This window comes from Protofrankia sp. Cas3 (assembly GCF_963555955.1).
Taxonomy (GTDB): Bacteria; Actinomycetota; Actinomycetes; order Frankiales; family Frankiaceae; genus Protofrankia.
The window spans coordinates 22,992-36,118 of the sequence record NZ_CAUVXP010000044.1 but is presented as its reverse complement, the minus strand read 5'-3'; the positions used below and the strand labels follow the sequence as shown (position 1 = coordinate 36,118).

At 69.2% G+C, this 13,127-nt stretch carries 10 protein-coding genes; 1 reads left to right on the top strand and 9 read right to left on the bottom strand.

What is annotated here, in order from left to right:
* A partial coding sequence (locus tag U9983_RS10905; RefSeq protein WP_322753894.1) for a 3-isopropylmalate dehydrogenase occupies positions 1–996 on the bottom strand: 996 nt, incomplete at its 3' end.
* Positions 997–1,311: 315 nt separating this feature from the next.
* Between U9983_RS10905 and U9983_RS10900 the strand changes: the two genes are divergently transcribed.
* Positions 1,312–2,679: an EAL domain-containing protein gene (locus U9983_RS10900; protein ID WP_322753893.1), complete on the top strand. Its 1,368-nt coding sequence runs from the start codon at positions 1,312–1,314 to the stop codon at positions 2,677–2,679.
* Here the strand turns inward: U9983_RS10900 and leuA are convergent.
* From leuA to U9983_RS10860, 8 genes are all read right to left on the bottom strand, one after another.
* Positions 2,666–4,387 carry a 2-isopropylmalate synthase gene (gene leuA, locus U9983_RS10895; protein ID WP_322753892.1) on the bottom strand — a complete coding sequence of 574 codons (1,722 nt, stop codon included), beginning with the start codon at positions 4,385–4,387 and terminating at the stop codon, positions 2,666–2,668. The two genes, U9983_RS10900 and leuA, sit on opposite strands and share 14 nt — an antisense overlap.
* Positions 4,388–4,626: 239 nt before the next feature.
* A complete protein-coding gene (locus U9983_RS10890; RefSeq protein ID WP_322753891.1) occupies positions 4,627–5,466 on the bottom strand; it encodes a septum formation family protein in 840 nt (279 codons plus the stop codon).
* A gap of 194 nt (positions 5,467–5,660) precedes the next feature.
* Positions 5,661–7,250 (bottom strand): phosphoglycerate dehydrogenase, encoded by a 1,590-nt coding sequence (gene serA / locus U9983_RS10885; protein WP_322753890.1) that lies wholly within the window; start codon positions 7,248–7,250, stop codon positions 5,661–5,663.
* Between the two features lie 128 nt (positions 7,251–7,378).
* Positions 7,379–8,380, bottom strand: a complete 1,002-nt coding sequence (gene ilvC, locus U9983_RS10880; RefSeq protein WP_322751299.1) for a ketol-acid reductoisomerase — start codon at positions 8,378–8,380, stop codon at positions 7,379–7,381.
* A gap of 129 nt (positions 8,381–8,509) precedes the next feature.
* Entirely contained in the window at positions 8,510–9,034 is a 525-nt protein-coding gene (gene ilvN, locus U9983_RS10875; protein ID WP_322751297.1) for an acetolactate synthase small subunit, read from the bottom strand.
* Between the two features lie 25 nt (positions 9,035–9,059).
* The gene (locus tag U9983_RS10870) at positions 9,060–10,886 is read right to left on the bottom strand and encodes an acetolactate synthase large subunit (protein ID WP_322753889.1); all 1,827 of its coding nucleotides are present in this window, start codon (positions 10,884–10,886) and stop codon (positions 9,060–9,062) included.
* Positions 10,887–10,943: 57 nt separating this feature from the next.
* A complete protein-coding gene (locus U9983_RS10865; protein ID WP_322753888.1) occupies positions 10,944–11,129 on the bottom strand; it encodes a hypothetical protein in 186 nt (61 codons plus the stop codon).
* 173 nt (positions 11,130–11,302) lie between these two features.
* Positions 11,303–12,994: a penicillin-binding transpeptidase domain-containing protein gene (locus tag U9983_RS10860; RefSeq protein WP_322753887.1), complete on the bottom strand. Its 1,692-nt coding sequence runs from the start codon at positions 12,992–12,994 to the stop codon at positions 11,303–11,305.
* Positions 12,995–13,127 lie beyond the last annotated feature (133 nt).

Sequence of the window (13,127 nt, the reverse complement as noted above, 5' to 3'; positions counted from 1 at the left end):
GGTGGGCGCCGGGCCCGCGTGACCGGCGGCCCGCCGGGACCGGTCGGCCAGCGCCGCGGCGACCGCGGCCTCGACCCGGGCCGCGTCGTCGACACGGCCCAGGTGTTCCAGCAACATCGCGACGGACATCACGGTGGCCGTCGGGTCCGCGATCCCCTGCCCGGCGATGTCGGGAGCGCTGCCGTGCACCGGTTCGAACATGCTCGGATGCGCCCCGGACGGGTCGAGGTTGCCGCTGGCCGCCAGCCCGATACCACCGGTGATCGCGGCACCGATGTCGGTGAGGATGTCGCCGAACATGTTGTCGGTCACCACGACGTCGAAACGTCCCGGATCGGTGACGAAGAACATCGACGCGGCGTCCACATGCTGGTAGTCGACCGCCACGTCGGCGAACTCGCCGGCGACATCGGCGACCGTACGCAGCCACAGGTCGCCGGCCCTGGTCAGGACGTTGGTCTTGTGGACAAGCGTCAGCCGCCGGCGGGGGCGGGCCTGGGCCCGGCGAAACGCGTCGCGAACAACGCGTTCGACACCGTAACGGGTGTTGATGCTCTCCTCGGTGGCCACCTCGAAGGGTGTGCCACGACGCAGCGTGCCGCCGGCACCCACATACGGGCCCTCGGTTCCCTCCCGCACCACCACCATGTCGATGTCCGGCTCGCCGGCCAGCGGCGTGGTGACACCCGGGTAGAGCCGCACCGGGCGCAGGTTCACATAGTGGTCGAGCTCAAAACGCAACCGCAGGAGCAACCCGCGTTCCAGCACACCGCTGGGCACAGTGGGGTCACCGACGGCCCCGAGCAGGATGGCGTCGTGCTCACGCAGTTCGTCGAGCACCGAATCGGGCAGGGTCTCGCCGGTGGCGTGCCAGCGGCGCGCGCCCAGGTCATAGTCGGTCGTCTCCACCTTGGGCTCGACGACGCGCAGAACGCGCAGCCCCTCCGCGACAACCTCTGGTCCGATGCCGTCCCCGCCGATAACCGCAAGCCTCATGGGCGCGACTGTAAACCGGCACCGTGAACCGGCATCGTCACCCCCCGCCGCCACTGGTCGGGGCCCGCCCGGACCCCACCGCTCCTCACCGACCCGGCGGTGACCCCCGACTGCCGAGCAGTGTGCCCCTGAGCAGGGAAGACACTTCGCGACACGCAGGATGACACGTCGGACATAATCATGATCATCACATACAGTCCACCGATCACATGTCACAACCGGTCAGACGACGGTACGTTGCGTGAGTAACGATGATAGGAACCTCACACCGACGAACCGATACGGCATGCGACGACACAAAGGGGTGAACGGCGCATGATCCTCGAAGAAATCCCATCCACGAGCCTCCCCGATACCGACAGGGCGACCGACAGGGCGACCGACAGGGCGACCGACAGCACAGGCGGCTGGTCCGACGCGCTGCGCCGGGCCCTGGCCGATCCCGGTCAGCCGCGGGTCGTCTTCCAGCCGATCGTCGACCTCCGTCGCGGTGTCATCGCCGGTTACGAGGCGCTCGCGCGGTTCGGAGCGAGCGCGGCGCCATCGCCCGACCTGTGGTTCGCCGCCGCCGATCGGGCCGGGGTCGCCGCACGGTTCGAGGCCAGGGTTCTCCGGGAGGCGCTCGCGGCGCGCGACCGGCTCCCACCCAACTGTTTTCTCGCCGTCAATGTCATGCCGCATCTGCTGACCACCCCGGACGTTGCCGAGGTCTGGCTCGACGCCGACCTGAGCGGGCTGGTCATGGAGCTCAACGAGGCGGTCAGCACCGAGCAGGCACCCGAGATCATCGCCACCACCCAGGCGTTGCGCGCCCGCGGCGGTTTCATCGCCATGGACGACGTCGGGTCCGGCTACGCGGGCCTGCGTCAGCTCGCGCGGATCCGCCCCGAGCTGGTCAAACTCGATCGGGATCTCGTCGCCCGCGCCAACGTCGACCAGGTCAGGCGGACGTTGACCGAGCTCGTCAACGTCTTCGCCAGCCGGCTCGACGCCTGGGTGATCGCCGAGGGAGTCGAAGGTGACGAGGAGCTGGCGATGCTCGTGGGGCTCGGCGTCCCGTTCGGGCAGGGATGGCATCTCGGCCGGCCGGCGGCGACCTGGCAGCGCCTCGACCCAGCGATATCCCGCCGCATCCGGCTGCTCGCCCAGCGCACTGCGCGCGGCGACGGCGTGGGCAGCCTGCTCGAGCAGGTACCGGTACCCCGCATCCCCTACGGACCTGACCAGCGCCGCACTGTCGCCGCGGCGGCAACCCGCGGTGTTCCAACAGCGGCAACCCGCCGGCTCGACGTGGCGTCCCGGCCCCGAACCGGCGCAGCCCGGGCGGGTGCTGGTGGCGGCAGCTGCAACGACTGGCGCACCGGCACCGCGCTCACCCCGGGTGTCGCGGCCAGCATGTGCGCCCGGCCCGACGAACATGTCGCCGATGTGGCCCGCCGCGCGATGAACCGCACGCCGGACCACCGCTTCGACCCGGTTGTCGTCGTCACCGAGATGGGGCGCCCCGTCGGCCTGGTCCGGGTCGAGCGCCTGCTCCTGCGCCTCGCCGAGCTGGCCGGGCCGTATCCGGACCCGCGGACGGCGGCGGGTCTGATTCCGCGGCAACCCACGCAGGCGCCCACGCAGGCGCCCACGCAGACATCGCAGCCCGAATCCGCAGACGTGCCGTTCAGGGTCCGGTGACGATGCGCCGGACCCGCGCGGCCCGGTTGACCGCGCTCACCACCGCCCGCAGCGAGGCTGTGACGATGTTGGGGTCGATCCCGACGCCCCAGTACACCCTCTCCCCCGCAGCCGCATCCCCGACAGCCACCTCCAGATAGGCGGCTGCGCGGGCGTCGGCACCCGAGCCCAGGGCGTGCTCGTGGTAATCCAGCACCCGAACCCGGATGTCCCGTTCGGCGAGAGCGGTCACGAACGCGTCGATCGGACCGTTGCCGGCACCGCTGATGACCTCTTCACCGCCGTGGATGCGCACCGAGACGTTCACCTCGTCGCGTTCACCGTGCGCCGCGGTGGTCCGGGAACCCAGCAGCTCCAACGGGGCGTCACCGGCGTCACCGACGTCCGCGGCGTCACCGGCGAGGAAGTACTCGCGTGAGAAGATCTCCCACAGCTGACTGCCGGTGACCTCGCCACCGGCGCCGTCGGTGTGGCGCTGGACGACCTGGGAGAACTCGATCTGCAGCCGGCGCGGCAGGTCCAGCGAATGCTCGGCCTTCAGCAGATAGGCGACGCCACCCTTACCCGACTGGCTGTTCACCCGGATGACAGCCTCGTATGACCGACCCACGTCCATCGGGTCGATGGGCAGGTAGGGCACCTCCCAGCGCCGCTGCCCGGTCCGGCCCATCGCCTCGAAGCCCTTCTTGATGGCGTCCTGATGCGAACCGGAGAATGCGGTGTAGACGAGGTCACCGCCGTAGGGGTGCCGGGGATGCACCGGAATCTGGTTGCAGTACTCGACGCTGCGGCGGATCTCGTCGATGTCACGGAAGTCGATTTCGGGGTCGATTCCCTGGGAGAACAGGTTCAACCCGAGCGTCACCAGGCAGACGTTGCCGGTGCGTTCGCCGTTGCCGAACAGACACCCCTCGATCCGGTCGGCGCCGGCCATGACCCCGAGCTCCGCGGCGGCCACGGCACAGCCACGATCGTTGTGCGGATGCAGGGACAGCACGACCTGGTCCCGGCGGGTCAGGTTGCGCGCCATCCACTCGATCTGGTCGGCGTAGACGTTGGGCGTGGACATCTCGACCGTCGCGGGCAGGTTCAGCACCACCGGCCGGTCCGGCGTCGGCTGCCAGACGTCCATGACCGCCTCGCACACCTCAAGGGCGTACTCCAGCTCTGTTCCGGTGAACGACTCCGGGCTGTACTGCCAGCGGACGTCGCTTGCGCCCAGGAGTTTGTCCGCGTAACGGGCACACCACTGCGCGCCCTGAACGGCGATGTCGGTGACGCCCTCGCGATCGAGCCCGAACACGACGCGCCGTTGCAGCGTCGAGGTCGAGTTGTACAGATGCACCAGGACCCGGGGTGCCCCGATCAGCGACGTGATCGTCCGCTCGATCAGTTCCTCACGGGCCTGGGTCAGTACCTGGATGGTGACGTCAGGGGGGATGTGACCGCCCTCGACCAGCTGACGGATGAAGTCGAAGTCCGTCTGGCTCGCGGCGGGGAAGCCGACCTCGATCTCCTTGTAGCCCATCTGGACCAGCAGCGTGAACATCTGCATCTTGCGCGCGGGCGTCATCGGGTCGATCAGTGCCTGGTTGCCGTCTCGCAGGTCCACGCTGCACCACCGGGGTGCGTGGGTGATCGTGCGGGCGGGCCAGGTGCGGTCGGCCAGATCCACCGGTGGGAACGGCCGGTACTTGTCGATGGGCATGCCCGAAGACTGCTGAGAGGTAGTCACTGCGCTGCTGCTCCTGCTTCCGGAAGAAAAGCCTGCGGTGGCCGGCGCACACCGAACTCCGCGGCGAGGAAGCCGACCTGTCTCAGGCCCCGCCGCGGCAGCTAAGGAGCAGACGCGCATACATGGCGCGCTGATCCTACTCCCTCGACGCAGGCATCCGCAGCGGAATCACGCTCAGACCCGCAGGCAGCTGCACCTCAGGCAGCTACACCTCAGGCAGACGTGCCCACGGCTCGTACTGGACCCACCCGCGGCCGCAGATCGTCCGGCCGGATCGTACAGACAAGGCCGTGCGCGCCGGCCAGCCATTCCGCCTCCTCCGGATAGATCGATGCGATCTTCATGTCCGTGGCCATCCCGGTGCTGCCGAGAAGGTTCCGCGCGGCGTCCGGGCAGTTGGTCAGGGTCGCGGTCGCCAGGCCATCCGAACCCGGCCAGGTGGGCCACACGGGGAATGGGCCGGTGAGATTGATGACCCGGGTGACCTGGTCGACATGCGACTGGTCGCATGACACCCGTATCGGTACGACGGCACGAGCCGGGTCGGGGGTCCAGAGTAGACAGTCGCCCTCGCGCAAAGCGGCCAGCAGGGCCGCGTCGACCCCGAACCGCTGGCCACCACCGGGCACCGGGCCGGCCGGGCTCGTCGCCGGAGTCGTCGCCAGGCTCGCGTCGGGGCCGTCGACCGTGGCGCGGTCCTGTGCCCGGGCCGGAATGCCGGCGGACGGCGCCGGCGCCGAGACCGCCGCCGTGCGTGGGCCACCGTGGCGGAGCAGGAACAGCCCGAGCCCGGCCACCCCGGCCAACAGCGTCACAAGTGCCACAAACCTGGTGGCCCGGCGGCCACGCGGCGAATACGGCGCCCACATCCAGCGATAGAAGGCACCGGGGACGCCACGATGGGCGGGCTGCACCCGGCAATGGCCCGGCCGGACCTCACCATGTGTAACCGCACGCTCGTCGGCAGACGGCTCGATGAAGCGCGCCCCGCGCACAAAGCTGTCGTCGAGGCGCAACCCCTCGAACGGATCCTGATAACCGTCCCGAGCCATAGCATTCACGGTAAACCCGTGACGCCGGTTTCCACACCACGGCCGCTGAACCCGGGAACAGGTCACCACCCCGGATTGCGACATGCGATCGGACGAACGACTGGCGTCACGACCGAGGTTGTACGTCCGACGGTACGGCCGGGCGCCTTACCTTCGGCCCGAGGTCGAACAATAACCGGCCGTCTACTACTCGTCTACTCGTCGCCGAGACTGACCGCACGCGCCGCGGACGCTCCGATGATCTTTGCGATCTCAACCAGGATGTCGTGCGGGACCGCGTCGTCGAGGGAGAGCGACATGAGAGCCTCACCGCCGGCCTTGCGCCGGCTGACCTGCGCGCTCGCGATGTTGATCTGCGCTTCACCCAACAGCGCGCCGACCGCTCCGACCACGCCCGGCCGGTCGGAGTAGCGGAAGAACGCCAGGTGCGCCTGGGGGCGGAGGTCCACCTCGAACTCGTCGATCGCGGTGACCTTCTCGACCTGGCGGGGGCCGGTGAGCGTGCCACTGACCGACACGGGCGTGCCGTCCGCCAGCACCCCGCGCACCGTCACCAGATTGCGATAGTCAGGGCTGTCCTCGGACGTCTCAAGCTGGACGGCGACCCCCCGCTCCTTGGCCAGCAGCGGCGCGTTGACGTAGGTGACCGGCTCCTCGATGACGTCGGTGAACACCCCCTTGAGGGCGGCGAGCGCCAAGACCGACACGTCGTAGGCGGCGATCTCACCGCGGACCTCGACGGTGATCGCGGCGGCAAGCCCCCCGGCGATGCCGGTGAACAGCTGCCCGAGCTTCTCCGCGAGCGGCAGTCCGGGGCGCACATCCTCAGCCACCACCCCGCCTGCCTGCACGTTCACCGCGTCCGGCACGAACTCGCCGTTGAGGGCCAGGCGCACCGACCGGGCGACCGCGAGGCCGGCCTTGTCCTGAGCCTCCTGGGTGGAGGCCCCCAGGTGCGGAGTGACCACAACGTTGTCGAGGTCGAACAGAGGCGAGGATGTGGTCGGCTCAGTGGCGAACACGTCGATACCTGCGCCGCCGACCCGACCGTCGCGGATGGCGTCGGCCAGCGCCGACTCGTCGATGAGCCCGCCGCGGGCGTCGTTGACAATGATCACACCCGGCTTGACGCGCTCAAGCTCGTCCCTGCCGATGAGGCCGAGCGTCTCCGGGGTCTTGGGCAGGTGGATCGTGATGACGTCGCTGGTGCGCAGCAACTCGTCGAGCTCGACCAGGCGCACGCCCATCTGAGCGGCGCGGGCCACCGAGACGTAGGGGTCGTAGGCGACGATGTGCATGCCGAACGCCGACAGCCGCTGCGCAACCAGCACCCCGATCCGGCCGAGCCCGACCACACCCGCGGTCTTGTCCGCGAGCTCGACCCCGACGTACTTCGACCGCTTCCACTCACCGGCGCGCAGCGCCGCGCTCGCCGCGGGAATCCGGCGGGCCACCGCCACCAACAGCGCAACAGCGTGCTCAGCGGCACTGACGATGTTCGACAGCGGAGCGTTGACGACCATGACACCGCGGGTCGTCGCGGTCGCGACATCGACGTTGTCCAGCCCGATCCCGGCGCGGGCGACGACCTTGAGCGACCCGGCCGCCGCCAGCACCTCCGCGTCCACCTTGGTCGCGCTGCGCACGATCAGCGCGTCAACGGTGCCTACCGCGTCCAGGAGCGCGGCCCGGTCGGCCCCGTCGACGTGACGAACCTCGAACTCGCTGGACAGCAGCTCCAGCCCGGCTGGTGACAGCTCCTCGGCAACCAGAACGACGGGCACGGTAGGGCTCCTTGAATGCTCCGGGGACTGCGGCCGCCGGCGCGGCGTACCGGCGGGCGCGGTCATCCTACCGACCGGTGGGGTCGCCGCGCGTGCAGGCCCCACCGGTCGGTGCGGGTCGGTACCCGTCAGTCGGTGGGTGTCGCGATCCAGGACATCAACGGACGGAGCCGGGCGCCCACCTGCTCGATCGGGTGGCCCTTGCCCTCCTCGACAAGCTTGGTGAATTGCGGGCGTCCCGCGTCGTCCTCGGCAATCCACTCACGGGCGAACGTCCCGTCGCGGATTTCACCGAGGATGCGGCGCATTTCGTCCTTTACCGCCGGGGTCACCACCCGCGGACCGCGGGTGACGTCGCCGTATTCGGCCGTGTCGGAAATCGAGTACCGCATCTGGCTGATGCCGCCCTCGTACATGAGGTCGACGATCAGCTTCAGCTCGTGCAGACACTCGAAGTAGGCCACCTCGGGCTGATATCCGGCTTCGACCAGCGTTTCGAAACCAGCCTGCACCAGCGCGCTCGCGCCCCCGCACAGGACCGCCTGCTCGCCGAAGAGGTCGGTCTCGGTCTCCTCGGTGAAGGTCGTGCGCAGCGCGCCAGCGCGGGTGCCGCCGATCGCCTTGGCGTATGCCAGTGCGAGCGGGAGGGCGCTGTGGGACGCGTCAGCCTCCACCGCGACCAGCACCGGAACACCCTTACCCTCGGTGAAGGTCCGCCGGACCAGGTGCCCGGGGCCTTTCGGGGCGACCATGAAAACGTCCACCCCGGCCGGCGGCTCGATCAGGCCGTACCGGATGTTGAAACCATGCCCGAACGCGAGGGCCTTGCCCGGCGAGAGGTTGGGGGCGATGGATTCCGCATAGATCTTGCGGTGGGCCGTGTCGGGCGCGAGCAACATGATCACATCCGCTTCGGCGGACGCCTGCGCCGGCGTGAGCACCCGCAGGCCCTGCTCGGCGGCCTTCGCCCGGCTACGGCTGGTCTCAGGCAGACCGACCCGGACGTCGACACCGCTGTCGCGCAGGTTGAGGGCGTGCGCATGGCCCTGGCTGCCGTACCCGATGACGGCGACCTTCCGATTGCTGATGTTGTCGAGCGACGCGTCGGCGTCGTAATAGATCTCGGCCATCGTGGGCAACTCTTTTCTTTCTGTCCGTCGAAAAGGCGGGAAAGGCGGGAAAGGTGGGAAAGGCGGGAGGAGTAGGGAAGCCGGGAAAGGTAACGAAGGCAGGGAAGGGCACGGAGAGAAGACGGCGAGCTACGCGGTGCGCTCGAGAGCGCGCAGACTGCGATCGGTGATCGACCGGGAGCCTCGACCGAGGGCGACCATGCCGGACTGGACCAGCTCCCTGATACCGAACGGTTCGAGCATCCGGATGAGAGCGTCGAGCTTGTCACGGGTACCGGTGGCCTCCACCGTTACCGCGTCGGGCGCGACGTCGACCACCTTCGCACGGAACAGCGTGACGGTTTCCAGGACCTGGGAACGGACCGACATGTCGGCCCGCACCTTGATCAGAACCAGCTCCCGCCGCACCGACGCCGCTGGGTCCATCTCAACGATCTTGATGACGTTGACCAACTTGTTGAGCTGCTTGGTGACCTGTTCGAGCGGCAGCTCGTCGACGGCCACGACAATCGTCATGCGGGAGACGTCATCGTGCTCGGTCGGTCCGACCGCGAGTGACTCGATGTTGAAACCGCGCCGGGAGAACAGCCCCGCAACGCGGGCGAGGACGCCGGGCTTGTTCTCCACCAGCACCGACAGTGTATGCGTGGTCACCTTGACCAGACCTCTCCTCAGATCCTCAGAGCTCTTCGTAGTCGAAGTCGGGGGCGATGTCGCGAGCGACCCTGATCTCGTCATTGCTCGCGCCGGCGGCGACCATCGGCCACACCATCGCATCCTGGTGGACGATGAAATCAACCACGACCGGCGCGTCGTCGATGGCCATGGCCTTCTCGATCGTGGCGTCGACCTCGTCCGGCGACTCACACCGCATGCCCACGCAACCGAGCGCCTCGGCCAGGCGCACGAAGTCCGGCACCCGGCGCGAGCGTCGGTTGGAAGCGTCGGGATGCGTGCCCAGTTCAGTGTTGGAGTAACGCTTGTCGTAGAAGAGGGTCTGCCATTGGCGGACCATTCCCAGCGCTCCGTTGTTGATGATCGCAACCTTGATCGGGATGCCTTCCAGCGCGCAGGTCGCCAACTCCTGGTTTGTCATCTGGAAGCAGCCGTCGCCGTCGATCGCCCACACTATGGCGTCCGGCCGACCGACCTTGGCGCCCATCGCCGCGGGCACGGCGTAGCCCATGGTGCCCAGGCCACCGGAGTTCAGCCAGGTGTACGGGTGCTCGTAGGAGATGAACTGCGCCGCCCACATCTGATGCTGGCCGACCCCGGCGACATACAGCGCCTCCGGACCGGCGATCTTCCCGATCCGTTCGATGGCGTACTGGGGAGCGATCGAGCCGTCCGCCGGTCGGTCATAACCCAACGGGTAGGTCCGGCGCCAGCCGTCGAGCTGGCGCCACCAACCGGTGAGGTCCGGCCGCGTCTCCGCCTGCAACGCGGCGATGAGATCGATGATCACTTCCCGGCAGTCGCCGACGATCGGCACGTCCGCGACCCGGTTCTTCCCGATTTCGGCCGGATCGATATCTGCATGGATGACCGCGGCCTTCGGCGCGAAGGAGGCGAGCTTCCCGGTCACCCGGTCATCAAAACGGGCGCCCAGGGTGATCAGAAGATCTGACTTCTGTAGCGCGGTGACCGCGGCGACCGACCCGTGCATGCCCGGCATGCCCAGATGCTGGCGATGGGAGTCGGGGAACGCGCCGCGCGCCATCAGCGTCGTCACCACCGGGATGCCGGTGAGCTCGGCGAGCGTGCGCAGCTCGAGGGCGGCCCGCGCCTTGAGCACGCCACCGCCGACGTACAGGACTGGGCGGCGGGCGGCGCTGATGAGCTTCGCCGCCTCCCGGACCTGCTTGGCATGCGGCCGGGTGACCGGTCGGTAGCCGGGCAGCTCCAGCGTGGGCGGCCAGATGTCACCCGGCAGCACCGCCGTCGCCGACTGCAGGATGTCCTTGGGCAGGTCGACCAGGACCGGCCCGGGACGTCCGGTCGCGGCGAGGTGGAAAGCCTCGGCGATCGTGCGGGGGATGTCGTCGGCGCAGTGGACGAGGAAGTTGTGCTTCGTGATCGGCAGCGTGATGCCGCAGATGTCGGCTTCCTGGAAGGCGTCCGTCCCGATCGCCGCGCTCGGCACCTGGCCGGTGATCGCCACCATGGGTACCGAGTCCATGTAGGCGTCCGCGATCGGCGTGACCAGATTCGTCGCGCCCGGCCCGGACGTCGCGATGCACACGCCGACCCGTCCGGTCGCCTGGGCGTAACCCTCTGCGGCGTGCCCGGCGCCCTGCTCGTGGCGGACCAGGATGTGGCGGAGGCGTTCGGCGTCGTACAGCGGGTCGTAGGCCGGCAGGATCGCGCCGCCGGGGATGCCGAAGACCACGTCGGCCCCGACCGCCTCGAGGGAAAGCACGAGCGACTGCGCTCCGGTGATCTCTCTGCTCATCTGATCGTCTTCCTTGACGTTCCGCGGTGGTGACAGGTTGGTAGCGCCGGGCATAAAAAAACCCCCCGTGCCAGGAGGCACTGAGGGGCGGCGCGCGGAGTCTTGCTTCGCCTACGCGCGCTCTACACGTACGAGGATGCCGGGGACCATGCACTTACCTTCCCCGACATCCGCGCCGCCGTCAAGGTCCTTGTCGCAACCGCGGCGCAACACCGCAGCCCGGACGATCGCGCTCGCCCGCCTCCCCCGACCGGCCACCGACCGGCCACCGACCACCGACCACCGACCACCGACCACCGACGATCTTTCGAGGTTTGTACGCCGGAAACAGCCTTGTTGATCGCACAAACCTAGAAAGATCGCCCTGGTCGCGGCTGACCGGGGCCCCGCTGACCCGCTGGCCGGTCAGCGGGCACGCTGTGACCGGCCGACGGGGCTGCGGCGTCAGGGGGCGGCGTCGGGCTGCGGCGTCAGGGGGCGGCGAGGCCCGCGAGGAAACGGGCCGCGACCGGCGCCGCCGACTGCGCTCCGAAGCCGCCGTCTTCGACGACGACCGCGAAGGCCACGGTGCCGCGGTAGCCCACGAACCATCCGTGCGTCGGCGGCGGGTTGCCGTCCTTGTACTCGGCCGTGCCGGTCTTGCCGTGCACCTCGCCGGGGAAGGCCACCCCGTTCGCGGTGCCCTCGGTGACCACCGCGCGCATGAAATCCTGCAGCGGCGCGACCACCGCCGGCGGCAACGCATTGCTCCTGGGCGCGGTGCCGGCCACGAACGGCTGGCGCCAGGTCCCACTGGCGACGGCCGCCGCGACGCTCGCCATCTGCAGCGGGCTCGCGGACACCTTGCCCTGCCCGATCGCCGCGGACGCCGACTCGACCGCATCCTTGGGCGTCGGGAAGGAGCCGCCGACGCTTGCGATCGGCAGCGGCTGGCTGCCGTCGAAGCCGTACAGTTTCGCGGCCTGCTCCAGCGCGGAGTCCGGCAGCGACTGTTCCAGACGGATGAACGCGGTGTTGCAGCTACGCGCGAACGCCGCCCGCAGCGGGATCGGACCGAACTGCTCGGACTCGGCGTTCTGGAACGTACGCCCGCCGATGGCCACCGTCTGTGTACAGTCCAGCGACGTGTTCGCGTCCTTGCCTGCGATCAACGCCGCGGTCGCGGTGACAATCTTGAAGGTGGAACCCGGCGGATATCTGCCGATCACCGCCCGGCTGTATCCGTTCAGCGGATGGTTGACCAGTGCCAGGACCCCGCCCGTCCGGGTGTCGACCGCGACCAGCGCCCCATTGGGCTTAACGGCGGTCGCCATCGCCGCCTCGCCGGCCCGCTGCACGTTCAGGTCGAGCGTGGTCTGCACATCCTTGCCATCGGTAACTGGGTATGTCCGAAGCGTGCTGACAGTCTCGTTCCGATCGTTGCGGACGACTACCCTGCCGCCCTGCGGTGCGAGGTCGGCGTCATAGACGCGCTGCAGCCCGGACGACGGGGCGACCTGACCGATCAGGTTGCCGGCAAGCTCCGCGTCAGCACCGAGCGGCTGCCCGTTGGCGTCGAGCAGCTGTCCCCGCTTGCCCGTGGAGGAGGTGCGGTCCAGCCGTAGACCGGGCGCCAGGGCCGGGTTGACCGAGTCGGGACGCGCCTGCACCTTCCACGCCTTGCCCTGCTGCACGAGACGGAGCACACCGTCGTAGGCGAACGGCTCGCCAAAGCCTGCAAGGGTGAGCGACGCAGAATAGCCGACCGTCGCGTTCGAGTCGCGGCGCGTCAGGGCTCCGGCAACGAATCGGGCTCCGGTCACGTTCAGCTTGGTGCGGACGTCGACCATCGTCGCCACGAGCTGGTCGACCGCCATCGTCCCCGGCACGCTCACGGCCGTCACGCCGGCCTTACCCCGCTCCTGCGCGGCTGCGACAGCGCTGGCGTCGCCGCCCGCGTCGCCCGGTGAACCCAGGCTCTGCCAGCCGGAAAGATAGGCCTGCGCGGCGGTCGTCGCCGCCCGGTCCGCGGCACGCGCATCGGCGCGGGTTTTCAGGACGTACCCGACAGCGGCCGCGGCCACCAGCACAAAGACGACCACCACCACGACGAGCATTCGGGTCCGGCTTCGCCCGCCTCGCCGCGAGGTCGAGGCGGTGAACCCACTGGGGGTGAGAGGCACCTTGGCGCGCACTCCTCCCGGAAACGGTGACCGGGCGCGCCATGATCCTTGGCGACCACGAGGCCTCCGGCGCGCTAAAACATGATCGTGCATCCGGAGGGATCACCAGCGTCCTGCTCCGGTCCTCCTCCGG